This is a genomic window from Pelagibacterium flavum, from assembly GCF_025854335.1.
Classification (GTDB): domain Bacteria; phylum Pseudomonadota; class Alphaproteobacteria; order Rhizobiales; family Devosiaceae; genus Pelagibacterium; species Pelagibacterium flavum.
Genome location: NZ_CP107716.1, coordinates 191418 through 217208, shown reverse-complemented (window position 1 = coordinate 217208; position 25791 = coordinate 191418). Strand labels below are relative to the sequence as shown.

Sequence of the window (25791 nt, the reverse complement as noted above, 5' to 3'; positions counted from 1 at the left end):
GGGGCGCGCCTTCTCCCATCTTGGCAAAATGACTTTGCCCCAGCTTTCCATTCAGGACCTTGCGCCGATCTCGCAGGGCTATTCCACAACCGACGCACTCGCCAAAACGCTCGATCTGGCCCGACTGGGCGACGAAATGGGATTTGTGCGCCTCTGGTATGCCGAACATCACGGCATGGCCTCCATCGCCTCGTCGGCACCCGACATATTGATTGCCCATGCGGCGGCGCACACAAAGCGCATCAATATCGGCGCGGGCGGGGTCATGCTGCCCAACCACGTGCCTTTGCGGGTGGTGGAAACCTATCGCACCCTCGAAGGGCTTTATCCCGGTCGCATCGATCTGGGGATCGGGCGAGCCGGCGGCTCGGACGGGCTGACGCTGCGGGCCCTGCGCTCAACCAATGGCGAGGATTTCCCGCACGAATTTGCCGAAATGCTCGCCTATGAGCGCGGCGGGTTTCCCCACGATCACCCGCTGGCGCGGGTCAAGGTGGTGCCCTCGGAAATCGCCCTGCCCCCGATCTGGCTTTTGGGCTCCTCGGGCGCCTCGGCGCAGATGGCCGGGCAATACGGGATCGGCTACGCCTTTGCCTCGCATTTTTCACCCACCCCGGCCGGGCCGGCCTTCGACGCCTACCGGCGCAGCTTCAGGCCGTCCGACCAGTTCGCGTCTCCGCACGCCATTTTGTGCGTGGCGGTGATCTGCGCACCGACCGACGAGGAGGCACAGCACCTCTCGAAATCGATGGAGTTGACCTGGCTGCGCCTGCGCCAGAACAATCCGCAAAAGATCGCGCCGCCCGAGGAATCCGACGCCTATCCCTGGACCGAACAGGAACGGGCCTTTGTCGAGACCCAATCCAATCTGTGGATCGTTGGCAGCCCCCAGACGGTGAAGGCGAAAATCGAGGAGAAGGTAAGGGAAACCAATGCCGACGAGGTGATGGTTTCGACAACCATCCATGATTACGGCAAGCGGCTGGAGAGCTATCGGCTGCTGAAAGAGGCTTGGGGCTGAGCGGCAAAGCCCCCTCGCCCGGACCAACCCCGACCGTCATTCCGGGCAAAGACCCGGGATCCAGTAAGCGGCAGAGTTGGCGGTTCCGCCCCGGACGCCCGAAATACCAGACCCGACAGGCGCTGTACCCGTAGTCTCCGCGCCGCCCCGCTCGATGTGCCGGGGGTACTGGATCCCGGCTCTAGGCCGGGATGACAGGGGTGGAGAGGGCGGCTGGCGCTAGCCCAGTTTCGCGATGATCGCATCGCCCATTTCGCCGGTCGTGACCTTGCGGCAGCCGGTCTGCATGATGTCGCCGGTGCGCAATCCGTCCTCGAGGACGTCGGAAATCGCTGTTTCCAGTTTGGTCGCCAGATCGACCATTCCGAACGAATAGCGCAGCGCCATGGCGAACGAGGCGAACATGGCGATGGGATTGGCAATGCCCTGCCCGGCGATGTCGGGGGCCGAACCGTGCACGGGTTCGTAAAGCGCCTTGCGCTTGCCGGTTGCGGGATCGGGTGCGCCGAGCGAGGCCGAGGGCAGCATGCCCAGCGAGCCGGTCAGCATGGCGGCGGCATCCGACAAGATATCGCCGAACAGATTATCGGTGACCATCACATCGAACTGTTTTGGATTGCGCACAAGCTGCATGGCCGCGTTATCGGCCAGGATATGGTGCAGATCGATTTGCGGATAATCCTTGCCCGCCTGCTTGACCACTTCGTCCCACAAAACGCCCGACTTCATGACGTTCTTCTTGTCGGCCGAATGGACCTTCTTGCCGCGCGTCATGGCCAGATCGAAAGCAACGCGGGCGATGCGGTCGATCTCATAGCTTTCATAAACCTGGGTATCGATGGCGCGCTTCTGGCCATTGCCCAGATCGGTAATTTCCTTCGGCTCGCCGAAATAGACCCCGCCGGTCAATTCGCGCACGATCAGGATATCGAGCCCTTCGACCAGTTCCTTTTTGAGCGAGGAGGCGTCGGCCAGCGCCGAATAGCAGATGGCGGGGCGCAGATTGGCAAACAGGCCCAGATCCTTGCGCAGGCGCAGAAGGCCCGCTTCGGGGCGCACATCATAGGGCACATCGTCCCATTTCGGCCCGCCCACGGCGCCAAAGATCACGGCATCGGCGGCCAGCGCCTTTTCCATGTCCGCCTCGGAAATCGCCACCCCATGCGCATCATACGCGCAGCCGCCAACCAGACCACTCTCATAGGAGAAATCGGTGGCGCCGGTTCCATTGAGATGGGCAATGAGCTTTTCGACTTCGGCCATGATCTCGGTGCCGATGCCGTCGCCGGGGAGGAGGAAGAGGGTGTTGGAGGCCATGGTGATCCTTGTCAGGCAGTGTGCGGTGCAAACCGCTTTTGGAAGAAAATCCGGCGCGAACCCGCCGGGTGGTCATTGATGGTTCCGAAAGGCGTGAACCCGAGCTTGGCGTAGAATTCCGGCGCCTGGAATGCAAAGGTATCGAGCCACATGCCCGTCAGATTCTGTTCGCGCGCCCAGCTTTCCGCACGAGCCATGAGTTCGGCACCATAGCCCTGCCCGCGCAGGCTTTCAGGAACTGCGAGCAGATTGATAAACAGCCACTCGTAAATCGCATTTCCAATCAGCCCGCCAGCCGCCGCACCGGTGTGCGGGTCCTTGAGCAAGAAGCTGATACGCCGCACATTCGCGCCCGGACGTGATTTCTCGGAGGCTTCAGCAAGCGGCGCAAGAACGGCATCGACATCCTCCTGCGCGGGGTCAGGCTTGAAAACGATCTCCATCCTTGCTTTCGCCTCTCCGCGTCGTGCGCTAAGCGAGCGCCTAAACCCAGGGGCGGTTTTCGGCCATCTTGCCTTCGTACCCCGAGATCGACTCGTCCCTTTTCAGCGTCATGGCGATATCGTCTAGCCCTTCGAGCAGGATGTGCTTGCGGCCGGGGTCGATATCGAAAGTGATCGTGCCACCATCGGGGCCGGAAATCGTCTGGTTTTCCAGATCGACGGTCAGCGTGGCATTCGAGCCGCGATCGGCGTCATCGAGCAGAAGTTCGAGCTGTTCGGGGGTGACAACGATGGGCAGGATGCCGTTCTTGAAGCAGTTATTGTAGAAGATGTCGGCAAAGCTGGTGGAGATCACGCAGCGGATGCCGAAATCGAGCAGCGCCCAGGGCGCGTGTTCGCGCGAGGAGCCGCAGCCGAAATTGTCACCGGCGATGACGATTTTCGCATCGCGGTAGGCGGGCTTGTTGAGGACGAAATCTGCCTTTTCGCTGCCATCCTCATTGTAGCGCATCTCGGAAAACAGCGCGGTGCCAAGCCCGGTGCGCTTGATTGTCTTGAGGTACTGCTTGGGGATGATCATGTCGGTGTCGATATTGATGATCGGCATGGGCGCGGCAACGCCCGTCAATGTCGTGAACTTGTCCATGACTTTTTCTCCCACAGGGCGCCGGCCTGTCGCGCGAGGCGCAACCGTACCCGGCGGTACGATTTTCTGCCCTGTCTCTAATGCAATCGCGCGCGCTTGCCAAGCAGGCTCGGGCCATTGCACGCGCCAAAGCTGCAAAGTATGGTGCGCGCCAGATTTTTGACCAAAGGATAAAAGATGACGCCGCACAACCATGCCAATCCCGGCGATTACGCTCAAGCGGTGCTGCTGCCCGGCGACCCGCTGCGCGCCAAATGGATTGCCGAGACGTTTCTGAGCGATGCCAAGCTGGTCAATTCGGTGCGCAATTGCCTGGGCTTTACCGGCACCTGGAACGGCAAGCCCGTTTCGGTGCAGGCGACCGGCATGGGCCAGCCTTCGACCGCCATTTATGTGCATGAGCTTTTGAACACCTATGGGGTCAAGACCATGATCCGGGTGGGCACCTGTGGCGGGCTGAACACCAAGGTCAAAGTGCGCGACGTGGTGATCGGGGCTTCGGCAGCCACCGATTCCACGATCGTCAAAGGCGCGTTCGGGAACTACAATTATGCCCCCGCCGCCGATTTTTCCCTGTTGCGGGCCGCCGACGACGCAGCGCGGGCCAAGGGCAAGACCGTGCATGTGGGCGGGATCGTGTCCTCGGACATCTTCTACCACCCCTCCGGGCTCGAGGCCTATGGCAAGCTGATCGAGCACGGCGTGCTGGGCGTCGAAATGGAAGCGGCAACGCTTTATACGCTGGCCGCGCGGTTCGGGGCGAAGGCGCTGACCATCTGCACCATGACCGATTGCCTGATCACCGGCGACGAGATCGACGCCGAAGCGCGCCAGACATCGCTGAGCGATATGGTGGAGATTGCGCTGGACGTGGCAGTGGGGTGAGGCTGGCGCTTTCGCTTCCGGCGTTGAGTGTACTGGGCCCCGGGTCAAGCCCGGGGTGACAATTGTGGGCGGGGCTGGGGGTTATCCCACCCCATTTTCAGAGATCGAGAACATCCGGACGAGCAGAGCGAGGACCCCGGCGATCGTTCGCCGCGCCGTCGCAGGCGCAGCGGAGGGCATAGCGCGGTTTTAGCGCGTCATGCCCGCAGCGGTGCGCGCCGTGAGACAGAAGATCAGTGCCTGAAATGGCGCATGCCGGTGAACACCATGGCGAGCCCCGCCTTGTCGGCGGCGGCGATGACCTCTTCGTCGCGCACCGAGCCGCCCGGCTGGATGACGGCGGTGGCGCCGGCTTCGACCAGCGCTTCAAGACCGTCGGCGAAGGGGAAGAAAGCATCGGACGCAACGACCGAGCCTTCGGTCAAGGCGCCCTTTTCCTTGGCGGCCTTGGCGGCGTCCTTTGATTTCTTGTGCGCGATGCGGGCCGAATCCACCCGGGACATCTGGCCGGCACCGATGCCGACAGTCGCGCCGTCTTTCACATAGACGATGGCATTGGACTTGACGTGCTTGGCGACCTTGGCGGCGACCAGAAGGTCGGCCATTTCCTGCTCACTGGGCGCGCGCTTGGTCACGACCTTGAGCTCGCAATCATCGGCGTTCTTGTTGTCGCGGGTCTGAACCAGGAGGCCTCCGGCAACGGACCGCACGGTGAGCCCTTCGGCCTTGGCATCGGGCAGGCCATCGGTGATCAGCAGGCGAAGGTTTTTCTTGGATTCGATGATCGAAATGGCGTCGTCGCTGGCACCGGGGGCGATGATCACTTCAGTGAAGAGTTTCACGATCTCCTTGGCCGCGTCCTCATCGAGCGGGCGGTTGAGCGCCACGATGCCACCGAACGCGGACACCGGGTCGCATTTGAGGGCCGCAAGGTAGGCTTCGGTCAGCGTTGCGCCCTGCCCGACCCCGCACGGGTTGGCGTGCTTGATGATTGCGACGGCGGCCGTTTTTTCCGGATCGAACTCGGCGACCACTTCGAACGCGGCGTCGGTATCGTTGATGTTGTTGAACGAGAGCTGCTTGCCCTGGATCTGGGTGGCGGTGGCAACGCCGGGGCGGTTGGTGCCATCGGCATAGAACGCGGCCCATTGATGCGGGTTCTCCCCGTAGCGCATCACTTCGCGCAATTTGCCCGAAAAGCTGCGCCAGGTGAGATCGGGCAGATCAAGTGTCTTGGCGAACCAGTTGGAAACCCCCGCATCATAGGCCGCGGTGCGGGCATAGGCCTTGGCGGCGTATTTCTGGCGCGCATCATAGGCGACTTCGCCGCGCTCCTTGAGCGCTGCAAGCACGTCCGCATAATCGTCGGGGTCGACGATGACCGTCACATCGCCATGGTTCTTGGCGGCGGCGCGGATCATGGCGGGGCCACCGATATCGATGTTTTCGATCACTTCGTCATAATCGCCACCCTTGGCGACGGTCTGGGCGAAGGGATAAAGATTCACGACCAACAGATCGATGGGCGAGATATCGTGGATGCGCATTGCCGATTTGTGCGCGTCATTGCCGCGAATGCCCAAAAGGCCGCCATGCACCTTGGGGTGGAGCGTCTTGACCCGCCCGTCCATGATTTCGGGGAAACCCGTAACTTCGGAAATGTCGATCACCGGCAGCCCGGCCTCGGCCAGCGCCTTGCGGGTGCCCCCGGTCGAAACGATTTCGACGCCAAGCGCCACCAGCGAGGTTGCAAATTCGATGATGCCGGTCTTGTCGGAGACCGAGAGCAGCGCCCTTTTGACCTTGGTCGCACCCGCATGAGCCATGGGAAGTCCTGCCGTATGTCTGTTGGTTTGGGAAAGATGGGGCGGGGCCTATCACGGTTTTTCCCAAACGGGAATAGGCCGCAGCCTCAGCTTTGCCGCGTGAAAACCCAAGCGACATCCGTATCGGAGCGGGCGGGGCCGTGCAGGACGATCTGTCGCGTGCGGTTGAGCCCGAAATGGGCCGAATGGCGCACGCTGTCGTCGATATCGGCTTCGGCCCCCTCCCAGAGAAACGCCCAGACCTCGCCATTGCGATGGGTAAGGCGGAGTAACGCCTCCCCGTTCGAGCGGTCCAGGGCGACGCCGGGGGCGAGATGGAAGCGGATGGTGAAGGCGCCCTGCTGGCGGGACCGGTTTCCCGCCGCAACGAACCGATCCTGCCCCACAAGCGTCTGCCCACCGCCCATCAGGGTGAGGCGGCGGACGATGTCGAGCCCGTAGCGATCACGATAGGCGCCGGTCGTGAGCTCGAGCGTGTTCTCGGCCACATCGATGGTCATGAGCGGTTCGGGGCCGCGGGCGCGCAACGCATTGCCCGCCATGCTGCCGCCGCCGATCCGCGCGCTCGACATATCATCGATGGTCGGTGCGCTGTGGGCCGATGTGTGGCGGAACAGACTGCCGCTGTCGGACAGGCCCGCCGGCGCCGGTCCGCAATTGCCGACCACCAGCGTCGACCCGCACGCATATTCAAAGCTCAGGCCCCCCGCATGGGCGTCACGCGCAAAAGGCAGCGGCGGCACAGCGCCCGAATCGGCGATCAGTTTGCCCGGACCATCGACCAGAATGCCATAGCCCCCGCACAGTCCCGAACCCGAACCGCGCACCCCCGATTGGGCGGTGATGGCGAGGACAAGCTCGACCGGCACCTGACCGCAGCCATTGGCATAGACCGGCTCGCGCGTGCCCAGCACCAGCTTTTCAAGCGCCCGGTGCATGGTCTCGATGCGCCGGCCGATTGCGGCCGACATGTGACCGTGGCGCTGACCGAGGGCCTGATTGACCGGGATGATTTCGGACAGGATCTGAATCTGGGTGAAAGGATTGCGGTTTTTCACCAGCCCGTCATCGTCGAGCACGGTTTCGAGCAGAGCCTCGAGCCCGTCCACGTGGGCGGCAAGGTCCTTTGGCTCTTCGCTTTCACTCAGCGCTGCGCCGGCCAGCGCGATTTCCACCATGAGCCGGGTGACCGGTCCGTAAACCAGCGGCGCGCGCACCTTGAGCGATTGCACCTGGATCGAGAGCGAGCGCAGGATGGCCCGGCTCTGATCGGGCGTCGCGCCTTCAAACAGCAAAAAGAGCGATTTGAGCCAGTTGAGCACCCGCCGCGCGGTGATGAACAGATCCCAGGCTTCGGCATCGAACTCGCCGAATCGGGCGATCCAGTCGAGGACCAGTGTGCGGGCAAAGGCGCGCTGGCCGGGATCGGTAACGGCGGAAATATGCCGCAGCCAGCCAAAGCCATGCAGATCGGCAAACCAGTCGTCGAAATCGCTCTCGATGGCAAAGGGCGACGCGCCGCCGGTTTCCACCATGCGGCCGGAAAGCAGGTACTGGCCCTCCATCATCTCGACAATGGTCTGGGCGTCGGCCGGGCGGAATTCGGCAAGGCGCGGCACGAAGCGGACTTCGCTGGCGCCCGACCAGGTCCAGGAAAACAGGGGATGGGTCACGCACCGGTCGGCAATACCCATGCCGCCGCGCTTCAGACCGAAACGCAAAACTTCAAACACGCCCATTCCCGAACCCTACTCGCGGCCCAGACTGTACCAGTAACTTTGCGTTAACCACAGGGCTCCAGCCGCACTTTGCCACCACTTCAGGCTGTTTTTTTCACGAAGCGGGCGATGAAAAACCCGTCCAACCCTCCACTGACCCCGTTCGGCAGGGTCATTGACGGCGTCAGTCGCACTGTGCCCTCAGCCGTGAGGGGCACGTCCCAGCCATCGAGTTCGGCAGCACCGATTGGCGCAGGCTCAAGGTCGGGGAGCTCTTTTTTCGCCCAACCCAATTGCTGTTCGCCTTCATCGGCCTCGAGCGAACACACGCAATAGATCAACCGTCCGCCGGGCTTGAGAAGCGAGGCGGCATGCGCCAGCATCCTGCGCTGCAACGCGACCCGTTCGGCGATGCCTTGCGCATTGCGGTGCAAAAGCACTTCGGGATGACGCCGGAATGTGCCGGTGGCCGAACAGGGCGCATCGAGCAGCACCGCATCGAACACCGGGCCGGGCGCGTAGCCGAGGGCGTCGGCAACGACAATTTCCGCATCGAGGTCAAGCCGGTCGAGATTGGCCCGCACCCGCTCCATGCGGTCGGCCGAAATATCGAGCGCGGTGACCTCGGCGCCGGCAGAGGCCAATTGGGCCGTCTTGCCGCCCGGTGCCGCGCACAGATCGAGGATTTTTTCGCCCCTGGCAGCACCCAGGAGCCGGGCGGGCAAGGCAGCCGAAACATCCTGCACCCACCATTTGCCTTCGGCAAAGCCGGCCAGATCGGCCACCGCCGCATCGCGCTCGGTGAGCCGGACGGTCGGGCCGAGCACGGGCTGGCCGCCCAAAACGGCAATCAGATCGGGGTCGGGGGCTTTGAGCGTCAGATCGAGCGGCGGGGATTGAACGAGGATTTCGCAAAAACGCGTCACCGCATCGGCACCATAGGCACCGGTCCATTGCGATGCCAGCCAACCGGGGATCAGCATCGCGTTGTCGAGCGCCCCGAACCGATCAGCCCCACGCTGGATCGAGCGCAACACGCCATTGACCAGCTTGTCGAACCGTCCGGCCCGTTTGTCGGCCCGCGCCGATTCAACGCCCAGATGAATGGCCGAATGGGCCGGAATGTCGTCAAGCCACAGCAATTGGACGACGGCGATGCGCAGCACCGCTTCCAGAATGCCGGCGCGCTGGGGAACGCCCTTGGCGAGCACCTCTTTAAAAACGGCATCGATCTGGCCGTGGCGGCGCAGGGCCGTGGTGACCATGCGATTGGCCAGCGCCCGGTCGCGGCTTTCGGCCAACCGGTCCGGACCGATCGGGGCGAAGGGCTTGCCTTCGAGCACCGATTTGAGATGAAAAGCGGCCTCAAGCCGAAGCTTGAGGCCGGGCAGATCGCGTGTCTCGGTCAAACTGTTTTTACCTATCCCCAGGGGCCCGATGGTTTGCCATCATCCGAGCGCGGCCGCGTGCCGGGCGTACGCCAGCTCTGACCGGGCCGGACATTGGCCTCGATGGGGTTTACCCTCTGGCGCGGCGTTTGGCCACCACCACCGCCCCGCACGCGCGACGCCATCTGCGTGAGCGCCGCGATGCGGTTTTCCACATTGGGGTGCGTGGAAAAGAGGTTGTCCATGCGGGCGCCCGAGAGCGGGTTGGAGATATACATATGCGCCATGGCCGGCGCCCGTTCGGCCGCCTCGTTGACCGTGCGCCTTGAAAGCGAGGAAATCTTTTCAAGCGCCGTGGCCAGCGCCGCCGGGTCACCGCAGATTTCAGCCCCATCCTTGTCGGCTTCATATTCGCGGGTGCGCGAAACCGCCATCTGAACCAGCATGGCTGCGATGGGAGCCAGAATGACCATGGCGATCACCCCGACAAATCCCAGCGGATTGTTGTTGTCGCGCGCCCCGCCGAAAAACAGGCCGAACTGAGCCAGCATGGAAATGGCACCGGCCAGCGTGGCGGTGACGGTCATGGTAAGCGTGTCGCGGTTCTTGATATGGGCCAATTCGTGGGCGATCACGGCGGCCACTTCGCGGCTGTCGAGATATTTGACAAGGCCGGACGAGACCGCGACCACGCCCTTGTCGGGGCTGCGGCCGGTGGCAAACGCGTTGGGCTGATCGGTCGCGATGAGATAAAGCCTTGGCATGGGCAGGCCGGCATTGTCGGCGAGCCGCTTGGTCATCTGGTAAAGCTCGGGCGCCGAGCGCGGATCGATCTCTTTGGCGCCCTGCATGGAGAGCACCATCTTGTCCGAGTTCCAATACGCAAAGGCGTTGGTGCCGAGCGCGAACAAAAAGGCCAGAGCCATGCCGCCCGTGCCGCCGATCATATAGCCAACGCCCATGAACAGCGCGGTCATGCCGGCAAGCAAAATCGTGGTGCGCAGAGCATTCATCATTGTCGTCAGGCTTTCCTAAGCCAGTTGAGTTGCCTATATGATGGGAACCGGCGGGCCCCTGCACAAGTGGCCCGATGTCTAAACTCTTCGTCATGAAGGTGGTTTCGAAAAAATGCGCGAAACGCCAAAGGCCAAACGCCCCGATCCCGCAATCGCCCGGCGCGCCCTCCAAGAAGCCAAAACGCGCCGCGCCGAAATCGACGCCAAGACCTCTAACGCGCCGCGCGAGGTCGATGGCCGCGGCGGGCTCGATCCGGCCCGCTACGGGGACTGGGAAATCAAGGGCATTTCCTCGGACTTTTGACGACGGGCTGGAACACCGGTTCATTGGCGAACGCAAGCCGGCCCCTTTCACTGGCGTCATCCCGGGCGACGACCCGGGGCCCAGTACTCGGCAGAGTTGGCTGCCTATCTCAAACACTGAGTGTACTGGACCCCGGCTCAAGGCCGGGGTGACTGGTAAGTGGACTTGGCGGGCAGCCCCGCCAGGCAAACTTCGGCCAGCCCTAACCCAAAAGCCCGATCACCACGCCCTGGACGATCATCACGCCCAAAAGATATCCGCCATCGATCACGGCCAGAGACCAGCTGGCGCCCTGATAGCGGTGATTGAGGATCATCGACGTCACCATGAACCCGGCCCACAGATGGATGCCGACTGTAACCGCGGACGCAATTGTCACCTCGCCCATGATGGCCGGAGTGAGAAGGGCCAGGAAATAGGCCATGACCAATTGCATTGCCGCGCCCCAGATGAAAGGCGTTGCCTGCCCGCCCGAGCCGGCCATGATTTCGTCTGTGGTCTTGCCGGTGGCGGCAATCCACTGCTTGGACAAGGTCATGTACCAGGCAGCACCCAGCGCCATCGACGCGATCATGGCCAGGAGCACGGCCAGCCAGTTCACACTAAGATAATCCATCCCGTTTTCCCCTCTCAAAAACAGAGCTCAGACCCGCTCTCTCCGAATCGGGTCGTGGGAAGTGTGCGCCAAAACGCCGCACCCGTAAATCAGGGTTCAACGCCCCCCAGCTTGCAGATCAATTTCCATTCATCTTCGGCCACCGGCTGGACAGAAAGGCGCGAATTGTTGACCAAAACCATGTTTTCAAGCTCGGGCATCGATTTGATCTCATCGAGCGTTACGGGGCGCTCGAGGGGTTTGACCGCCTCGATATCCACGCATTCCCAGCGCGGATCGTCGGTGGTGGAATCATGGTGGATTTCATTGGCGACACGGACGATGCCCACCACGGCCTTTTCCTTGACCGAGTGGTAAAAGAAGCCCAGATCGCCCTTTTTCATCTCACGCATATTGTTGCGCGCCTGATAATTGCGCACCCCGCCCCATTCTTCCGGGCCACCCTTTTTGACCTGATCGTCCCAACCCCAGGTTTCGGGTTCGGACTTGAACAGCCAGTACGCCATTTCAAATGTTCTCCGGCCGGTTGATGACCCAGTTCCAGGGACGGACGACGACACTTTCGAACAGACCGGCCTCGGCATAAGGGTCCTTTGCAACCAGCGCCTCCGCGGCGGCCTGATTGTCAGCCTTAACGATCATCAGCGAGCCCGTCGCCTTGCCTTGGGCATCGAGAAACGGCCCGGCCAGCACCATCGACGCCGCGTTATCGTCCCAGAACTGCAAATGTGCGGGGCGTGTCGCAAGGCGCGCTTCCAGATGGTCTTTCTTGTCGAGTGCGGTCACCGCGAACATCATCGTCATATCTTATTCTTCCCGTTTGAGTGGTCGTCTCATCAGCATGGGCACAATGGCCTCGATCCGGACCTGGCCCGAAATCAAAAGATCGACGGCGCTGACCAGCGGCGCGTCGATCCCGTCACGGTCGGCGACCGCCTTGGCAACCGGAGTGGTAAATAGCCCCTCGGCCAGCCCCATGCCAGAGGCCTCGATGTCTTTAACCGAGCGGCCCTGCCCCAGCGCCACCCCGAAGCGATAATTGCGCGACTGGCTCGAGGTGCAGCTTAAGGCCAGATCGCCGATGCCGGCGAGCCCCGACAGCGTCGCTTCGCTGCCGCCCATCGCCGCAATCATCCGCCCCAGTTCCGCATAGGCGCGCGCCAGAAACGCCGAGCGGGCCGACAGGCCCAGCCCGGCGCCTTCGATGGCGCCGGCGCCCAGCGCATAGACATTCTTGAGCGCGCCGCACATTTCCACCCCGACGATATCCCCGCTGGCATAGGGGCGGAAACTGTCCGAGGCCAGCAATGCGGCAATCGCTTCGGCGCGCTCGATGGTTGGTCCGGCCAAAGTGACCGCCGTGGGCTTTCCGGCGGCGACGTCGTGAGCAAAGCTCGGGCCCGAGAGCACGAAAGGCTCGGCATTTGGCGCGAGTTCGCCCAGGATCTGGCTCTGGCGGTCGTTGGTCACCGTCTCCAGCCCCTTGGCGCACAGGATGACCGGCTTTCCAGCCAGCGCGTCGGCGCCGATATCGGCCAGAGTGGCCCGCGTCGCCTGAGCCGGAACCACCATGAGGATCGCGTCGGCGTCTTCGAGCCCGGAAACACCGGTCTGCGCTTTGAGCCCCGAATCGAGAGCGATATCGCCGAGATAGGCTTTGAGCGTGTGGGCCGAATTGATTTCATCGATGGCGGCGGGGTCGCGGCCAACCAGCACGACATCATTGCCCGCCAGCCGGGCGGCTTGCGCCAGGGCGGTGCCCCAGGCACCGGCGCCGATAACGAAAATTTTCGCGCTCACGCCGCACCCCACCTCAATTCCTCGAGGGGCCAGCGCGGGCGGGCCGCGACGTCGAACCCGTCGGTGAGCCCCAGTGCGAACCGTTCGGCCCCCGCCCAGGCGATCATCGCACCATTGTCGGTGCAGAGAGCGGCCGGCGGGACGACCAGATGCGCGCCGGTCTGGGCCGCAATTTCTCTGAGCGCGCCGCCGATGGCCCTGTTGGCGGCAACCCCGCCCGCCACCACATAGGTGGGAGCGGCATCAGGGTATGCGGCGGCGAAGCGTTCGAGCGCCTGTCTGGACCGGACGGCAACAATGTCCGTGACGGCAGCCTGAAAGCTGGCGCACAGATCGGCGATGTCGGTGTCAGTCACCGGCGCCACCGATTCGGCGGCCAGCCGCAGGGCCGTTTTGAGCCCCGAAAAGGAAAAATCGAGGCGCTTTTCTCTCAGCAAGGGGCGCGGCAGGTTAAACCGTTTGGCATCGCCCTGCTGCGCTGCCTTTTCGACCTCCGGGCCGCCGGGATAGCCCAGACCCAGAAGTTTTGCCGCCTTGTCGAAGGCTTCGCCCAACGCGTCATCAATGGTCGAGCCCCAGCGCTCGTAATCGCCGACGCCCTTGACCAGAACGATCTGGGAATGCCCGCCCGAAACCAGAAGCATCAGATAGGGAAATTGAACTCCGTCGGTGAGCCGGGCGGTGAGCGCATGGCCCTCGAGGTGGTTGACGGCAACCAAGGGCTTGCCCGTTGCGGCGGCCAGCGCCTTGCCGGTCGTAAGCCCCACGAGCACCCCGCCGATCAGCCCTGGCCCGGCGGTTGCAGCGATGACATCGACTTTCGAGAGCTCGGTTTCCGCCCCACCGAGCGCGCGGGAGACGATCGCATCGAGGTGAACAACATGGGCGCGGGCCGCCAGCTCGGGCACCACGCCGCCGAAGGCCCTGTGCTCATCGATCTGGCTGCGCACGATATTGGATACGATCTCGCCACGCCCGTCGGGATAGCGGCGCACCAGCGCCGCTGCGGTTTCATCGCAACTGGTCTCGATCCCCAAAACTAAAGTCTCGCGATCCATTGCGGCGATCTGGTCTCTGGCAAAAACGTGTGGTCTGATGGCAAAAGCGGATCGCAACCCGCTTTCTCCGCGTTAGAATTGCTGTTCTGCAAAACGCGCACATCTGTGACACCTGCGAGGCCATATTGCAATCTTTGACGTCCACCCCCGTTTTCACCATCGGCACCCGCGGCTCGCCCCTTGCCCTCAAGCAGGCCGAGGAGGTCCGCGACCGGCTGGTTGCCATCAACGGGCTGGAGACCGACGCCATCGCGATAAAGATCATAAAGACCAGCGGCGACATCATTTTGGACCGCCCGCTCTCTGAAGTCGGTGGCAAGGGGCTGTTCACAAAGGAGATCGAAAAGGCCCTCGCCGATGGCGAGATCGATATCGCCGTCCATTCGGCAAAGGATGTGGCGACCGAAATCGATCCCCTTTTTGCCCTGCCGGCCTTTCTGCCGCGCGAGGACGTGCGCGATGCCTTCCTCTCGCTGATTGCCAGGAGCCCCGACCATCTGCCCGAGGGCGCGGTAATCGGCTCATCCTCCCTGCGCCGTCGGGCGCAAATGAAGCGCTTCCGGCCCGATTTCCGCACAGTGGAATTTCGCGGCAACGTGCAGACGCGACTTAAAAAACTCGCCGACGGGGTGGCCGACGCAACGCTTCTGGCGCTGGCCGGGCTCAACCGGCTGGGCGAGGCGCATCGGGTGACCCATACGCTCGATGTCGCGCACTTCCCGCCCGCCCCGGCCCAGGGGGCAATCGTTATTGAAACCCGCGCCGACGATGGCGCCGCCAACCGGCTGGTCGAAGTGCTCGACGATGCCGACACCCGCAAGCGGGTCGAGGCCGAGCGGGCGTTCTTGAAAGTGCTCGACGGTTCATGCCGCACCCCCATTGCCGCGTTGACGACACTCGATGGGGAGAGGCTGACCCTGTTCGGGCAGATCCTTTCCCCCGACGGGTCGGAAGTCTATGAGGACGAAATTGCCGGAGACGCCGATCAGGGGCACGACCTGGGGACCAGGCTGGGCGAAAAACTGCTCGCCGATGCCGGACCCGATTTCATCGAACGGCTCAAGCAGGGCCAATATGGCTGATCGGCGCAGCGTTCTCGTCACGAGGCCAAGGGCCGACGCCGAGCGGACAGCCGCCGGGCTTGCCGCGCTGGGGCTGGACCCGATCGTCGCGCCCATGCTCGAGGAGCGCTTCACCGGCATTCCATTGCCCGATGCATCAGGGTTTGCCGCCGTCGCGCTCACATCGGCCAATGGGGTGCGGGCACTGGCCGCCCACCCGCAGGGCGAGGCGTTTTCAACGCTCAGGGTCTATGCCGTGGGCGAGCACACGGCCAGCGAGGCGCGGGCCGCCGGGTTTGAAAATGTCTCGGCCGCCGAGGGCACGCTTGCCGATCTTTCCCGCGCCATCATCGCCGACCGCCCGGCAGGCAAGATTTTCTATCCCGCCGCGCACCATCAATCGGGCGATCTGGCCGGCCTGCTGGCCGAAGCCGGGATCACGGTCGACATGCGCGTACTCTACGAAATGCACGCGGCCACCATGCTGCCGCCGGGTCTGGCCGAGCGTCTGGCAACCGGGAAAATCGATGGTGCGGTATTTTATTCGCGCCGCACGGCGGCGATTTTTGCCGGACTGATCGCCTCCCGCGATTATCAGGCGCTCAGGCGCAGTCTTTATTGCCTTTGCCTTTCGGAAAACGTCGCGCAACCATTGATCGAAAACCATTTCCTGCGCATCGGGCTGGCCGATTACCCCTCGCACGAAGCGATGATGACGCTGGCGCTGGCTTTTGCCCGCGATCAAATCAGTCCATGATGGGCCATGACGAAAACCAACCCGCCCGACCCAAACCCAAAGAGGCAGGCTGAAATGGCCGAAAAGAAAACCGGTCCGGTCAAACCCCCGATCATCGATGCAACGGCGCGCGCATCCGAAAAGGACAAGCCCGCGCCCCAGGGCAAGACTGCCGGAGCGGCGGGGACAGACCAAAAGCCCGCCGCCGCCGAAGCGCCGCCCAAGACAGGGCCGTCGACAAAGTCTGGGCCCCAATCCTCCGCCGCAAGCTCGGCGCCTAACGACAAGCCAAAACAATCCGCCCCCAAATCCGTCTCCGAACCTGGCGGTCAATCGGGGGCCGAGCCCTCGGGGGCCACAAAACCGGCGCTGCCCTGGGCCCCGCTCGCCGCCACCGCCGGAGCCGGCGCACTTATAGGGCTGGCGCTCGCTTATGGATTGGCCAGTTTCGGCTTCTGGCCGCAGCAGCAAGGCCCGGGGGATGCGCTATCGCAGATGGACGCGCGCGCCACGCGGCTGGAAAACGCCATTGCCTCGCGCGAGACCGAAAGCCAGGAAATCATTGACCGCATAAACGCACTCGAGACCGAGATTGCCGCCATCGAACCCGCTTCGACCGATGGGCTGGCCGCGCAATCCGATCTTAACGCCTTGAGCGGGCAGATCGGTGAGCTTTCGAGCCGCATCGACGCTCTTGCCGCCGGCGCATCGGGCGATGAGGTGGCCCAGGTTGCCGACACGCTGTCGGAGCTTTCCACCCGGATTGACGATCTGGCCGGGCGGCTTGATGCGGTTGAACCGCAACTAGCCGACATTCAACCGGTGATCGAAGCGGCGCAAACACGGCTCGACGATCTCGACGCGCGCATTGCCAGCCAGTCCGATTTCGAGGCCGTTGCCGCCGAGCGCGATCGGGCCACCCAGCTTCCCGCTGCGCTGGGCGCGCTCGAAGCCGCCATCGCTTCAGGCCAGCCCTTTGCCGCACAACTGGCCAGCGTTGAAACGCTGTTGCCCGATCTTGAAATTTCCTCACAGGTCCGGACCGCCGCCAATGCCGGTGTTCCGTCTGCGGGTGGGCTTTTGGACCAATTACGGACGGCAATCCCCGAAATTCTGGCCGCTCGTCCCCGCGATGAACAGGCGGGTTGGGCGCAGACGCTTCTCGATCAGGCTGCCTCGGCCATTGCCTTGCGGCCCACCGATGGCGACACGCCGCAGGCGCTGGTCGGGCGGACCGAAGCAGCCCTCGCGGCGGGCGATCTCCAAGCGGCGAGAACCGCCTTTTCCGCCCTGCCCGACCCCATGCAATCGGCCGCCCCCGGCTTTGACCGCGCGCTCGACCGCGCCATCGCCGTCAGCGCGTTGCTCGAGGCGGCCAGGACCGGTATCGCGCCAGCGGAGGCCGGCCAATGATCCGCCTTATCGTCTATCTTGTCCTGAGCCTCGTAGTGGCCCTGGGTGCGGCCTGGCTGATCGCCCTGCCCGGCACGGTCGAAATCGCCTTCGGGACTTGGCGCATGAGCCCCGGCCTTGGCCTGGCCCTGTTCATCGCCATCGGCGTCATCGTCGCTTCAATCCTTGCCTGGGCCATTATCCGGCGCCTGATCGGCGCCCCCGCCGCGCTGGCCCGCTCCAATGCCAGGCGCAAGGAAAAGGCGGGGGTCGAGGCGCTTTCGGACGGGATGATTGCGCTCCAGGCGGGAGACTTTTCCCGCGCTCGCATGCTGGCCCGCGACGCCCGCGCCAAGCTGCCTGAAAACCCCGCAGCCCAACTGCTCGAAGCCCGCGCCGAGCTGGCGCTGGGTGATCTCTCATCGGCGCGCGAGCACTACCGGGCGCTGATTTCAAACGAGCGCACGGCGCTGGCTGCACTTTCAGGGCTGTACGAACAGGCGCGGACCCAGGACCGCTCGAACGCGGCGATCACCTTCGCACGCAAGGCGCTCTCCCTCTCGCCCAGCCTCGATTGGGCATCAGAAGCGGTGTTCAATGACCTGGCGACCAAGGGCGCATGGGCCGAGGCGCTGGAGATGAGCGCCTCCTTGCCGGCCAAGACCAAAAGCCAGAAGGCGACAAAAAAGCGCCGTCAGGGCGTGCTCGAAACCGCCCTTGCCCTCGCGATCGAAGAAACCGAGCCCGATACCGCCTACGAACACGCCAACCGGGCGCTCAAATCGATCCCCGATTTCGTGCCCGCCGCGCTGATCGCGGCCCGTATCCTGATCAACCGCGGCGACACGAGACGGGCGTCGGCGCTGTTGCGCCGGACCTGGCGCGCCGGTTTCCATCCCGATGCCGCAACGCTCTATGCCCACGTCAAACCCGGCACCTCGGCCGTTGAACGCCTCAAGCGCATCCGCACGCTTGTCGAAGCTCCCGACAGCCACCCGATGGCGGCCATCGTTCTGGCCCGGGCCGCAATCGACGCCTATGAATGGAGCGTGGCCCGCAACGCGCTGGCCCCCTTTCTGGGCAAGAAGCCGACGCGCCAGATGTGCCTTTTGATGGCCGAGATCGAGGAAGGCCAATCGGGCGATCAGGGCAAGGCTCGCGAATGGCTGTCCCGTGCCGTCAACGCCCCTGCCGATCCCATCTGGACCGCGGACGGAGTGACTTCGGAGGACTGGGCCCCCGCGTCCCCCGTCACCGGTCGGCTCGACGCCTTCGAATGGAAGGTGCCGGTCCAGACCCGCACGCCGCAAAAAACGCTTTCGGCCACCACGCCCGATCCCGCCACCCTTCCCGCGATCAAGGACGCAGCAACGCCAACCAAAACGCAACCATAGGCAAAAAAGGCTGGTTTGGCCCACGCATCAACCCTTGCGCGTTTCGCGCGCCGAAAGTAAAAGACGCCAATTCGCCCCTTTGGGCCAAGCCGCTTTAGCTCAGTTGGTAGAGCATCGCATTCGTAATGCGGAGGTCGCGTGTTCGAGTCACGCAAGCGGCACCAGTTTTTCCGTGCCCTGAAAACATATCCGGCGCTCCGCTGGCTGCGCCTTGACACGTCAAACGCATGGGAGACCGATTATGGCTCTGTTTGATCCCAACGCCCGCAACCGGTCCGAGACGCATCGTCGTCTCTATGCGCTCTATGAAATCTGGTACACCACCATCGATTTCGGCGCCGCCCTGTGTTTCGTCATCGGCAGCGTGCTGTTTTTCTCTGCGTCGACCCAGACCGCCGCCACATGGTTCTTTCTGGTCGGCTCGCTCCTTTTCGCGGCCAAGCCGACCCTTCGGCTGGTGCGAGAACTCCACTATCTCAAGCTGGGCGATATCGAAACGCTGGCCCGGCGCCAGGACCCGCTGTAACGGGCTCGCGGGTACGGCCTATTCAGCCGGAACGAACCGCTCCTCGGCCAGAGCCGCCCGGCGAGCGGTGGGCTGGATCAGTCCCAGATAATTGGCATCGCTGTCGGGCCCGAACATTTTTTCGCGCTCCTCGGGCGTCGACATGAAAAACGGGAAGCGATCGGCAACGCGGTTTCGGATGTCAGAGACTTCGGCGGCATAGAGCCTGACCGGGAAAGTCATGCCCGGATACTGGCTGTATCCGGCGATTTCCCGCGAGCCGAACACGCGCTTATAAAACCCCGCATGCTCGTCGCGTACCCCCGAAAGGCAATAGTCAGCGTCATAATATTCGCATGCCATGGCCGCGATCCTCAGGGTGAGAAACGGCAGGGCCGGAATGGCCAGCGTTGCCTCGCGGTCGGCGGCAAAGCGCGAGGGATCGATATAGGTTTTCCCGGCGTCGAGCATGGTGTTGAGCAGCTCGGGATACATCCGCATGCAAGGCGATTCCCGGTGCCGGGCGGTTGCGAAATGCAGGCGGATCGAAGAGACCAGCACGCCATCGATATAGACTCCATGGCACATGGCGTTGGCCGTGAAATCGAGATGGTCGCGGGCGATCTTCTGGGCGTTTACCCCGATGCCGTCTTCCCGGCGATACGCCTCATAGCGCAGGCGGTAAACCGGATCGAACTGCTCGTCGAGCCTGACGCGGCGATATTCCACCCGCTCGAGCATATCCATCAGGGTCGTGGCAAAACGCGACGTTCTGGACCGCGTTACGATTTGCGCATCATCCATTGGCACCACCCGAAATGGGGCAATGTTAGTAAAATTTTTACGATAAAGAAAAGCCCTGGCCGTCAAAACCGGGTCGGTTTTGCAGCTATTTGCTCACAAGGGCGGGCCGCCGCCCCTTGACCGCTTTGGGGCGGCTGCGCGTCTGGTTCATGCGGGCGATCAACGCGCGCGTTTCAAGGGCCGGCAGAGGCGTGCCGAACAGGAAGCCCTGAACCTGGTCGATATTGGTATGATCTGCGATGATTTCGAGCTGTTCCTCGGTTTCCACGCCTTCGGCAACCAGCACCAGATCGAGATCGTGGCCCAGCCGCGCCACATTGGCCATCAGCTTGAGCGAGCGCTCGCTGGTGGCGATGCCGGCAACAAACGAGCGATCGATCTTGAGCTTGGAGAACGCCATGCCGTGCAGATAGGAGAGCGAGGAATAGCCCGTGCCGAAATCATCGAGCGCGATACCGATGCCTTTCGCCGCCAGCACCTCGAGCTTTGCGGCAGCCCCTTCCCGGTCTTCGATCAACGCGGTCTCGGTGACCTCGATTTCCAGCCTGTCGGGCGCCAGCCCGCTGGCCTCGAGCGCTTCGGCCACGTGCAGCGCCAGATCTTCGCCGCGCAGATCGCGCGCCGAGACATTGACGGCGACGGAAATGGCATCGGGCCAGTGGACGCATTCAGCGGTGGCGGTCTTGAGCACCCATTTGGTGATCGATGAAATCAGGCCGGTCTCCTCGGCAAGACCGATGAACACATCGGGCGGGATCGTCCCCAGTTCAGGATGGGTCCAGCGGGCCAGGGCCTCGCATCCGGCCACCTGCCGTGTCCCGAGCTCGACCAGCGGCTGATAAACGAGCTGGAGTTGCCCCTCCGCGATCGCAATCGCAAGGTCGGATTTGAGACGCTGGCGATAGCGGAACGCGCTGTCCATTTCCTCTACAAAGGCCTGATAGTGACCCTTGCCGTGCTCTTTTGCGCGATAAAGGGCAAGATCGGCCCGGGTTATCAGATCGTCGAGGGCAATCGGGGAGTCCGAACTCGAGACAAAGCCGATCGAAGCGCTCAGGTCGATCTGCTCCCCGCCGACCTCGAAGGGCCGCTGCAGCACCGAAAGGATCGCCTCGGCCTCGGCTTGTATCGACGCAGGGCCAGTGTCCTGGGCCCGATAGATGACGAACTCGTCCCCGCCCAGCCGGGCCAGCCGCGAATTGCGGTGCATGATCGTCTGTATGCGTGCCGCCGTTTCGGTGAGCACCTTGTCGCCGGCAAGATGGCCCAGCGTATCGTTGACATGCTTGAAATCATCAAGGTCGATGATGGCCAGCAGCGCCGGCTCGCGCCGTCCCAGCCGCCTGCGGGAGGCCAGATCGGCTTCGACCTGTTCGGTAAAATAGGCGCGGTTGGGCAGGCCGGTCAGCCCGTCATAGCGCGCCATGAAGTTGATGCGCTCCTGAGCCCGGATACGGGCGGTCACGTTTTCAAAAAGCAGCACCGTACGGTCCTCGCGCGAGGAGACGGTGACTTCGCAGTGAAAATCGCCCGAAAGCTTCATGACGATCTTGCCGCCCGTCTGCTGGATGATCATGCGGTTGAGCCGGTCCGCCGTCGTCTCGGGCAACGCCCTTTTGCCAATCGCTTCTTCGAGCAGGTCGGAGAACGAACGACCCACCCACGCGCCTCCGGCAATGCCGGCAAAGGTTTGCTGCGCACGGTCATTGGCTAGCGCGATCACTCCGTTTTCGTCGAGCATGCACAGCCCGTGCTGCATAGTTTCGAGCGCCGTATCGAGTTGAAGCGCCAGCCTCGAGGCGACCGTGCGTTCATGAACCTGCGACAAAAGCATGCCGCGCACATCGGCCGCCAGGAACCTGAAGCTGACCATCAGGGGGACCAGAAGCGCCGCAAGCGCCATGTGATAGCCATCGCCGACCAGCACCAGCCCCAGGGCCAGCGGGATGGAAATGGCCACCGACTGCAACGTCACGATCCGATCCACGCCGAAATTGCGCGTCACAATGCCGATCATGGCAGCGATGGTCACCGAAACGGCGACAAGTTCGGCAAAGGGGTCGCCCACCACAACAAAGGAAACAAAGCACCAGATGCCATAGATGGAGGCCGATATCGTGCCCTGGATCGTCTGCCGGCGCTCCCAGAACCGGGCGGCGGCCCGATCATCGGGTGCCGGCGGGTTCTCTTCGAACGCAAGCATATTGTAATAGCGCTTGGCGGTGGAGAGGACGAAGGCTAAAGCCACCGCGTAAAGCACAGGCGCGTCGGTCTTGATCGCGGCCATGAGCACGCCGACAATCGTCGCCGCCATGCCCACCAGCATGGCGCGTCGGTCCTTGTAGAGCGAAGCCACAATCGAGACATAGTCGAGCGTGGGCAGATGTCTGTGGCCCTTCGGCATTTGCTTTTGACCGGCTTCAGCGAGGTTGGGCTGGAACCACCCTGCCCTTTTGGGGGTTTGCATCAGGTTGACAATGTCGTGCGGCCCAATCGGTTTCAGGCACGAAGTTGCCGTGTGGTAAAGAACCTCTTTACAATCAATATAGCCCGGTTCGACCACTCCGTCCTTACCCAGGGTTAAGGCCATCGCACCGGCACAATGCCCCCGATAATGCCACGAGGAAGGGAAAACGCGAAATGACAGATGACAGCGCCCGGACCGGATTCGACGCGAACGCCGCAATGGCCGGACTTGACGGCTGGCGGATCAACGACACCGGCGCGTTGGAAAAGAGCTTCAAATTCAAAGACTTTTCCAATGCCTTTGCGTTCATGACCCAGGTGGCGCTACTGGCGGAAAAGGCCGGTCATCACCCCGACTGGTCCAACAGCTACAACCGGGTCGAGATCACGCTCAAGACCCATGACAAGGGCCGCGTGACACAAAAGGATATCGATCTGGCCACGGCCATCGACGGGCTCTAGGCCTGCACGATCTGACCTGACGGCAGACAGGCGTCAGCGACCGGGTTGCGGTACGGTGCGGGCCAGGGCTATCCGGCGCACCCCCAGCCAGCCCAGATAGAGCGCAAGCGCCACTGAAAGCGTCTCGTGATAGGCCGGCACATCGGCGGCAAACAGACGGATCAGATGTCCGCCGGCAAGGCCGGCGGGAACCAGCGCGGCGACGGCGGGCGCTCCGGGGGCGTTTTTGAAGTGAACGGCGAACGCCGTCATGCCCGCAACGACGAACACCAGAGCTAGAAGGTAAAAGGGGGTGAAAACGATGTCGGCATGGCGCACGACGCCATCCGCCATCGCTCCCAGCACCCCCGAGGTGAGAACGATGATCATCACCATGGCAAAGGAAAAAGCGCCGAAGGCGGAAAGGACAATCCCCACTCGGCCCGGTCTCGCCATGCCCGGCAAATCCTTGAGCGTCCAGACGCTGGCCCCCGCCAAGGTCATCCCGACCGTCGCTATCGAGCCGCCCAGAACGGTGATCTGATCGCCCGTGAGCATTATGGCTTCGCCGAGCGCCCAAAGCGCACAGCCCAAAAGCAGGATGACAGCAAGGATCATTAACGATTTCCGATTCCGCGCCGCTCGCGCATGCAAAGCCCGAGCTGAATGAAGGTAAACGCCATAACCAGATCGATAAGCGGTTGGACGAGCGCTGGGAACGCGACAAAACTGCTCACCAGCGACATTGCGATCGAAATGCTCATCACGATCCCGATCCATGCCGGATAAGGCGCCGACGTCACCAGCCAACCGGCAAGGGCCAGTGCGCCCAAAAGCGTGACGGCCGCAACCCCGATAAAGGCCGGCAGGAGCGATACCACGCCCACAGGCAGCGTACCCTGGCTGACCGACCATGCGGCAATGCCGGCAAAACCCAGTGTGCCCAGCCCGATCATGATGATTGCCAGCCGCGCCAGGCGGCTCTCGCGCGCCTCGGGCCAGAGCCCGACAAAGCCGATCATGACCAGGATCAGTGCCCCTCCGGCAAGGGCGCTGCTTGGCGCGGTATGGCTGCCGGCCAGAATTTCCAGCACTTCGCCGGCAATACGCACCAGCCCGCCCACAATCAATGCCCACGCCGCAATCATCGTGCCCGGCTCCTCCCCCATGCCAGCCTTTGATTTACGCGGCGACCCTATCGCGACGATCGGCGGAAAACAACGACCTCCAGATTGCCTGTGGCAGGCAAACGACAATGGAAAAAATCCTTGCTCACGACTGCGCAAGATCGCTTGAGCCGGGCATGGACGGTCCTTACCCTAGATCATGCGCAGAACCGGTGGAATCGGTCTGATGCCTGGATTTGCCGTTCATGAATTTATGCCCGCGAAGGGGTGCCGCTTGATGTTCGATTCTCTGGCAAAGCTGTTCCGCCAACCCGAAAAGGGCGCCACGCAGCCGACCGATCCGCGCCTTGCGGTGGCAGCGCTTCTGGTCCATCTCGCTTCGGTCGACGGCTCGGCAAGCCCAATCGAGGCCAAGGCCATCGCCAATGCGCTCAAGGACCATTATGGCCTCGATGAATCCGAGGTGAAACGCATCATGGCCGAGGCCCGCCGTCGCGACCGCGACGCTGTCGATTTCTACCAGTTCACCTCAAAACTCTCCCAGCTCGAAGAACCCGAAAAGATCGAGATCATCCGCATGATGTGGCAGGTGGTGTTTGCCGATGACACCAATCACGAGCTCGAGGACAACATGGTCTGGCGCGTGGCCGAATTGATCGGCGTTTCATCGCGCCAGCGCACCATCCTGCGCAATCAGGCAAAGCGGCCAACCACCCCGCCCGACCTCAATACCGACAGCGACGAGACGGCGTGAATTTTTGCAATTTGCAAATCTCGTGCGTTGCAGAATGCAAAACCTTTACCGTCTCGATGCGGCAGATTTCTACATATTGAATCAAATCGCGCACCATACGCCCCATATTGGGTAACCGGCATTCTGGCACGGTCTGTGCATTGTGTGCCCCTGTCCGGATCTTTGTGTGTTGCGTACCGGGCGAACTCTTGCAAAGGCCCGACCCTCGCGTAATTGAGGCGGGCCTTTTTTCTTTGCCGGGGACAGGTGCGGCCATCAGATCGCCACACCCATTTCCATAAGGCGTTTCGCGTTCTATATAGAACCGATTGCATAAAGGGACCGCCAATGCTGTTTGGGCTTTTACAATTTGTCGACGTGGTCTTGAGCCTCGTCATCTTCATCATGATCGCCCAGGTGATCGTGAGCTGGCTTCTGGCCTTCAACATCCTCAACATGTCCAACCAGCTGGTCGCGACGATCGCCAATATGCTCTGGCAATTGACCAACCCGCTGCTCGCGCCCATCCGGCGCCTGCTGCCCAATTTCGGCGGCCTGGACATCTCCCCGATCGTTCTGTTCCTGGCGATCTATTTCATCCGGCTGGTGATCCTCTACCCGCTCATGCGACAGGTCGCCATGCAGGGGCTGTGAGCCGCCCTTCCTTTTTCACCCTCGTTCCCGATGGCGCGCGGATCACGCTGCGCGTCACACCCAATGCCAGCGCCGACAGGCTCGAAGGCGCACGGACCCGCGCTGACGGAAGCTGTGCGCTGGCCGTTCGCGTCTGCGCGCCGCCCGACAAGGGCGCGGCCAACAAGGCGGTCATCGCCCTTCTGGCCAAAGCCCTCTCCCTGCCCAAATCCGCCCTCACGCTTTCCAGCGGCCAGACCAGCCGGACCAAAGTGATTCTGGCCCGGGGAGACCCGGCCACTCTTTGCGCAATGCTGGAGAGCCTTGCGGACCAATAGGTCAACACTGATGCCTGGCGAACTCCGTTGGGTTTCAAGCCCGTAACTGTAAATAAGCCAGCAATACTGACCAAAATAGAGCGCAAGATTAGAGGATTGCCACTGGGATAAACTTGGGCCATC

Annotated in this window: 28 protein-coding genes and 1 tRNA gene; 13 read left to right on the top strand and 16 right to left on the bottom strand. The window is 62.8% G+C overall.

Going from position 1 to position 25791, the window contains the following annotated elements:
• The first annotated feature begins 28 nt into the window (after positions 1–28).
• Positions 29–1021 (top strand): LLM class flavin-dependent oxidoreductase, encoded by a 993-nt coding sequence (locus tag OF122_RS01115; protein WP_264226053.1) that lies wholly within the window; start codon positions 29–31, stop codon positions 1019–1021.
• Positions 1022–1240: 219 nt separating this feature from the next.
• Here the strand turns inward: OF122_RS01115 and leuB are convergent, their stop codons facing one another.
• Genes leuB through leuD form a run of 3 tightly spaced genes read right to left on the bottom strand, consistent with a single transcriptional unit; the run spans position 1241 to position 3427 of the window.
• A complete protein-coding gene (gene leuB, locus OF122_RS01110; protein ID WP_264226052.1) occupies positions 1241–2338 on the bottom strand; it encodes a 3-isopropylmalate dehydrogenase in 1098 nt (365 codons plus the stop codon).
• An 11-nt stretch (positions 2339–2349) separates the two neighbouring features.
• Positions 2350–2781: a GNAT family N-acetyltransferase gene (locus tag OF122_RS01105; RefSeq protein ID WP_264226051.1), complete on the bottom strand. Its 432-nt coding sequence runs from the start codon at positions 2779–2781 to the stop codon at positions 2350–2352.
• Positions 2782–2821: 40 nt separating this feature from the next.
• Complete coding sequence (gene leuD, locus OF122_RS01100; protein ID WP_264226050.1) at positions 2822–3427, bottom strand: 3-isopropylmalate dehydratase small subunit; 606 nt, start codon at positions 3425–3427, stop codon at positions 2822–2824.
• A gap of 177 nt (positions 3428–3604) precedes the next feature.
• Here leuD and deoD point away from each other — a divergent pair, with 177 nt between their 5' ends.
• The gene (deoD, locus tag OF122_RS01095; protein ID WP_264226049.1) at positions 3605–4312 is read left to right on the top strand and encodes a purine-nucleoside phosphorylase; all 708 of its coding nucleotides are present in this window, start codon (positions 3605–3607) and stop codon (positions 4310–4312) included.
• A 233-nt stretch (positions 4313–4545) separates the two neighbouring features.
• Here the strand turns inward: deoD and purH are convergent, their stop codons facing one another.
• The 4 genes from purH to htpX all read right to left on the bottom strand — a co-directional run bounded on the left by purH (position 4546) and on the right by htpX (position 10257).
• Entirely contained in the window at positions 4546–6138 is a 1593-nt protein-coding gene (purH, locus tag OF122_RS01090) for a bifunctional phosphoribosylaminoimidazolecarboxamide formyltransferase/IMP cyclohydrolase (RefSeq protein WP_264226048.1), read from the bottom strand.
• A gap of 86 nt (positions 6139–6224) precedes the next feature.
• Complete coding sequence (locus OF122_RS01085) at positions 6225–7877, bottom strand: heparinase II/III family protein (RefSeq protein ID WP_264226047.1); 1653 nt, start codon at positions 7875–7877, stop codon at positions 6225–6227.
• An 80-nt stretch (positions 7878–7957) separates the two neighbouring features.
• Positions 7958–9265, bottom strand: a complete 1308-nt coding sequence (locus tag OF122_RS01080) for an RsmB/NOP family class I SAM-dependent RNA methyltransferase (protein ID WP_264226046.1) — start codon at positions 9263–9265, stop codon at positions 7958–7960.
• A gap of 11 nt (positions 9266–9276) precedes the next feature.
• Positions 9277–10257, bottom strand: a complete 981-nt coding sequence (gene htpX / locus OF122_RS01075; RefSeq protein ID WP_264227726.1) for a zinc metalloprotease HtpX — start codon at positions 10255–10257, stop codon at positions 9277–9279.
• A 115-nt stretch (positions 10258–10372) separates the two neighbouring features.
• Between htpX and OF122_RS01070 the strand changes: the two genes are divergently transcribed.
• Positions 10373–10564, top strand: coding sequence for a DUF1674 domain-containing protein (locus OF122_RS01070; RefSeq protein ID WP_264226045.1), 192 nt, complete (start codon positions 10373–10375; stop codon positions 10562–10564).
• A gap of 202 nt (positions 10565–10766) precedes the next feature.
• Here OF122_RS01070 and OF122_RS01065 read toward each other — a convergent pair whose 3' ends face one another.
• From OF122_RS01065 to tsaD, 5 genes are all read right to left on the bottom strand, one after another.
• A complete protein-coding gene (locus OF122_RS01065; RefSeq protein WP_264226044.1) occupies positions 10767–11180 on the bottom strand; it encodes a DUF1761 domain-containing protein in 414 nt (137 codons plus the stop codon).
• Positions 11181–11269: 89 nt separating this feature from the next.
• The gene (locus OF122_RS01060; protein WP_264226043.1) at positions 11270–11686 is read right to left on the bottom strand and encodes an EVE domain-containing protein; all 417 of its coding nucleotides are present in this window, start codon (positions 11684–11686) and stop codon (positions 11270–11272) included.
• Position 11687: 1 nt separating this feature from the next.
• A complete protein-coding gene (locus OF122_RS01055; protein WP_264227725.1) occupies positions 11688–11978 on the bottom strand; it encodes a YciI family protein in 291 nt (96 codons plus the stop codon).
• Between the two features lie 9 nt (positions 11979–11987).
• Positions 11988–12980, bottom strand: a complete 993-nt coding sequence (locus OF122_RS01050; protein ID WP_264226042.1) for an NAD(P)H-dependent glycerol-3-phosphate dehydrogenase — start codon at positions 12978–12980, stop codon at positions 11988–11990.
• Positions 12977–14038, bottom strand: a complete 1062-nt coding sequence (gene tsaD / locus OF122_RS01045) for a tRNA (adenosine(37)-N6)-threonylcarbamoyltransferase complex transferase subunit TsaD (RefSeq protein ID WP_264226041.1) — start codon at positions 14036–14038, stop codon at positions 12977–12979. The genes OF122_RS01050 and tsaD overlap by 4 nt, the downstream gene beginning before the upstream one ends.
• Positions 14039–14172: 134 nt before the next feature.
• Here tsaD and hemC point away from each other — a divergent pair, with 134 nt between their 5' ends.
• The 6 genes from hemC (at position 14173) to OF122_RS01015 (ending at position 19147) form a co-directional block, all read left to right on the top strand.
• Positions 14173–15120 (top strand): hydroxymethylbilane synthase, encoded by a 948-nt coding sequence (gene hemC, locus OF122_RS01040; protein ID WP_264227724.1) that lies wholly within the window; start codon positions 14173–14175, stop codon positions 15118–15120.
• On the top strand, positions 15113–15856 hold the full coding sequence (locus OF122_RS01035; RefSeq protein WP_264226040.1) for a uroporphyrinogen-III synthase: 744 nt from the start codon (positions 15113–15115) through the stop codon (positions 15854–15856). The genes hemC and OF122_RS01035 overlap by 8 nt, the downstream gene beginning before the upstream one ends.
• A gap of 54 nt (positions 15857–15910) precedes the next feature.
• A complete protein-coding gene (locus tag OF122_RS01030) occupies positions 15911–17248 on the top strand; it encodes a COG4223 family protein (RefSeq protein WP_264226039.1) in 1338 nt (445 codons plus the stop codon).
• Positions 17245–18621 (top strand): heme biosynthesis protein HemY, encoded by a 1377-nt coding sequence (locus OF122_RS01025; protein WP_264226038.1) that lies wholly within the window; start codon positions 17245–17247, stop codon positions 18619–18621. Before OF122_RS01030 ends, OF122_RS01025 begins: the two co-directional genes overlap by 4 nt.
• Before the next feature lie 88 nt (positions 18622–18709).
• Positions 18710–18785: transfer RNA gene (locus OF122_RS01020), tRNA-Thr, on the top strand.
• Between the two features lie 77 nt (positions 18786–18862).
• Complete coding sequence (locus OF122_RS01015; protein ID WP_264226037.1) at positions 18863–19147, top strand: YrhK family protein; 285 nt, start codon at positions 18863–18865, stop codon at positions 19145–19147.
• Positions 19148–19165: 18 nt separating this feature from the next.
• On the opposite strand, the gene OF122_RS01010 is transcribed toward OF122_RS01015, so the two are convergent.
• Entirely contained in the window at positions 19166–19930 is a 765-nt protein-coding gene (locus OF122_RS01010) for an N-acyl amino acid synthase FeeM domain-containing protein (protein WP_264226036.1), read from the bottom strand.
• Between the two features lie 85 nt (positions 19931–20015).
• The gene (locus OF122_RS01005; protein WP_264226035.1) at positions 20016–22397 is read right to left on the bottom strand and encodes a putative bifunctional diguanylate cyclase/phosphodiesterase; all 2382 of its coding nucleotides are present in this window, start codon (positions 22395–22397) and stop codon (positions 20016–20018) included.
• 173 nt (positions 22398–22570) lie between these two features.
• Between OF122_RS01005 and OF122_RS01000 the strand changes: the two genes are divergently transcribed.
• On the top strand, positions 22571–22858 hold the full coding sequence (locus OF122_RS01000; RefSeq protein WP_264226034.1) for a 4a-hydroxytetrahydrobiopterin dehydratase: 288 nt from the start codon (positions 22571–22573) through the stop codon (positions 22856–22858).
• Between the two features lie 33 nt (positions 22859–22891).
• Here OF122_RS01000 and OF122_RS00995 read toward each other — a convergent pair whose 3' ends face one another.
• Positions 22892–23455 carry a hypothetical protein gene (locus tag OF122_RS00995; protein WP_264226033.1) on the bottom strand — a complete coding sequence of 188 codons (564 nt, stop codon included), beginning with the start codon at positions 23453–23455 and terminating at the stop codon, positions 22892–22894.
• Positions 23455–23985 (bottom strand): hypothetical protein, encoded by a 531-nt coding sequence (locus tag OF122_RS00990; protein WP_264226032.1) that lies wholly within the window; start codon positions 23983–23985, stop codon positions 23455–23457. The genes OF122_RS00995 and OF122_RS00990 overlap by 1 nt, the downstream gene beginning before the upstream one ends.
• A gap of 256 nt (positions 23986–24241) precedes the next feature.
• Here OF122_RS00990 and OF122_RS00985 point away from each other — a divergent pair, with 256 nt between their 5' ends.
• The 3 genes from OF122_RS00985 to OF122_RS00975 all read left to right on the top strand — a co-directional run bounded on the left by OF122_RS00985 (position 24242) and on the right by OF122_RS00975 (position 25668).
• Complete coding sequence (locus OF122_RS00985) at positions 24242–24718, top strand: tellurite resistance TerB family protein (RefSeq protein WP_264226031.1); 477 nt, start codon at positions 24242–24244, stop codon at positions 24716–24718.
• A gap of 327 nt (positions 24719–25045) precedes the next feature.
• Positions 25046–25351 (top strand): YggT family protein, encoded by a 306-nt coding sequence (locus OF122_RS00980; RefSeq protein WP_264226030.1) that lies wholly within the window; start codon positions 25046–25048, stop codon positions 25349–25351.
• The gene (locus tag OF122_RS00975; RefSeq protein ID WP_264226029.1) at positions 25348–25668 is read left to right on the top strand and encodes a DUF167 domain-containing protein; all 321 of its coding nucleotides are present in this window, start codon (positions 25348–25350) and stop codon (positions 25666–25668) included. The genes OF122_RS00980 and OF122_RS00975 overlap by 4 nt, the downstream gene beginning before the upstream one ends.
• Positions 25669–25791 lie beyond the last annotated feature (123 nt).

Bases quoted from the DNA above. Each gene is read 5' to 3' on its own strand.
- OF122_RS01115 (WP_264226053.1), top strand. From the start codon at position 29: ATGACTTTGCCCCAGCTTTCCATTCAGGACCTTGCGCCGATCTCGCAG.
- leuB (WP_264226052.1), bottom strand. From the start codon at position 2,338: ATGGCCTCCAACACCCTCTTCCTCCTCCCCGGCGACGGCATCGGCACC.
- OF122_RS01105 (WP_264226051.1), bottom strand. From the start codon at position 2,781: ATGGAGATCGTTTTCAAGCCTGACCCCGCGCAGGAGGATGTCGATGCC.
- leuD (WP_264226050.1), bottom strand. From the start codon at position 3,427: ATGGACAAGTTCACGACATTGACGGGCGTTGCCGCGCCCATGCCGATC.
- deoD (WP_264226049.1), top strand. From the start codon at position 3,605: ATGACGCCGCACAACCATGCCAATCCCGGCGATTACGCTCAAGCGGTG.
- purH (WP_264226048.1), bottom strand. From the start codon at position 6,138: ATGGCTCATGCGGGTGCGACCAAGGTCAAAAGGGCGCTGCTCTCGGTC.
- OF122_RS01085 (WP_264226047.1), bottom strand. From the start codon at position 7,877: ATGGGCGTGTTTGAAGTTTTGCGTTTCGGTCTGAAGCGCGGCGGCATG.
- htpX (WP_264227726.1), bottom strand. From the start codon at position 10,257: ATGAATGCTCTGCGCACCACGATTTTGCTTGCCGGCATGACCGCGCTG.
- OF122_RS01070 (WP_264226045.1), top strand. From the start codon at position 10,373: ATGCGCGAAACGCCAAAGGCCAAACGCCCCGATCCCGCAATCGCCCGG.
- OF122_RS01065 (WP_264226044.1), bottom strand. From the start codon at position 11,180: ATGGATTATCTTAGTGTGAACTGGCTGGCCGTGCTCCTGGCCATGATC.
- OF122_RS01060 (WP_264226043.1), bottom strand. From the start codon at position 11,686: ATGGCGTACTGGCTGTTCAAGTCCGAACCCGAAACCTGGGGTTGGGAC.
- OF122_RS01055 (WP_264227725.1), bottom strand. From the start codon at position 11,978: ATGATGTTCGCGGTGACCGCACTCGACAAGAAAGACCATCTGGAAGCG.
- tsaD (WP_264226041.1), bottom strand. From the start codon at position 14,038: ATGGATCGCGAGACTTTAGTTTTGGGGATCGAGACCAGTTGCGATGAA.
- OF122_RS01035 (WP_264226040.1), top strand. From the start codon at position 15,113: ATGGCTGATCGGCGCAGCGTTCTCGTCACGAGGCCAAGGGCCGACGCC.
- OF122_RS01030 (WP_264226039.1), top strand. From the start codon at position 15,911: ATGGCCGAAAAGAAAACCGGTCCGGTCAAACCCCCGATCATCGATGCA.
- OF122_RS01025 (WP_264226038.1), top strand. From the start codon at position 17,245: ATGATCCGCCTTATCGTCTATCTTGTCCTGAGCCTCGTAGTGGCCCTG.
- OF122_RS01015 (WP_264226037.1), top strand. From the start codon at position 18,863: ATGGCTCTGTTTGATCCCAACGCCCGCAACCGGTCCGAGACGCATCGT.
- OF122_RS01010 (WP_264226036.1), bottom strand. From the start codon at position 19,930: ATGGATGATGCGCAAATCGTAACGCGGTCCAGAACGTCGCGTTTTGCC.
- OF122_RS01005 (WP_264226035.1), bottom strand. From the start codon at position 22,397: ATGCAAACCCCCAAAAGGGCAGGGTGGTTCCAGCCCAACCTCGCTGAA.
- OF122_RS01000 (WP_264226034.1), top strand. From the start codon at position 22,571: ATGACAGATGACAGCGCCCGGACCGGATTCGACGCGAACGCCGCAATG.
- OF122_RS00995 (WP_264226033.1), bottom strand. From the start codon at position 23,455: ATGATCCTTGCTGTCATCCTGCTTTTGGGCTGTGCGCTTTGGGCGCTC.
- OF122_RS00990 (WP_264226032.1), bottom strand. From the start codon at position 23,985: ATGATTGCGGCGTGGGCATTGATTGTGGGCGGGCTGGTGCGTATTGCC.
- OF122_RS00985 (WP_264226031.1), top strand. From the start codon at position 24,242: ATGTTCGATTCTCTGGCAAAGCTGTTCCGCCAACCCGAAAAGGGCGCC.
- OF122_RS00980 (WP_264226030.1), top strand. From the start codon at position 25,046: ATGCTGTTTGGGCTTTTACAATTTGTCGACGTGGTCTTGAGCCTCGTC.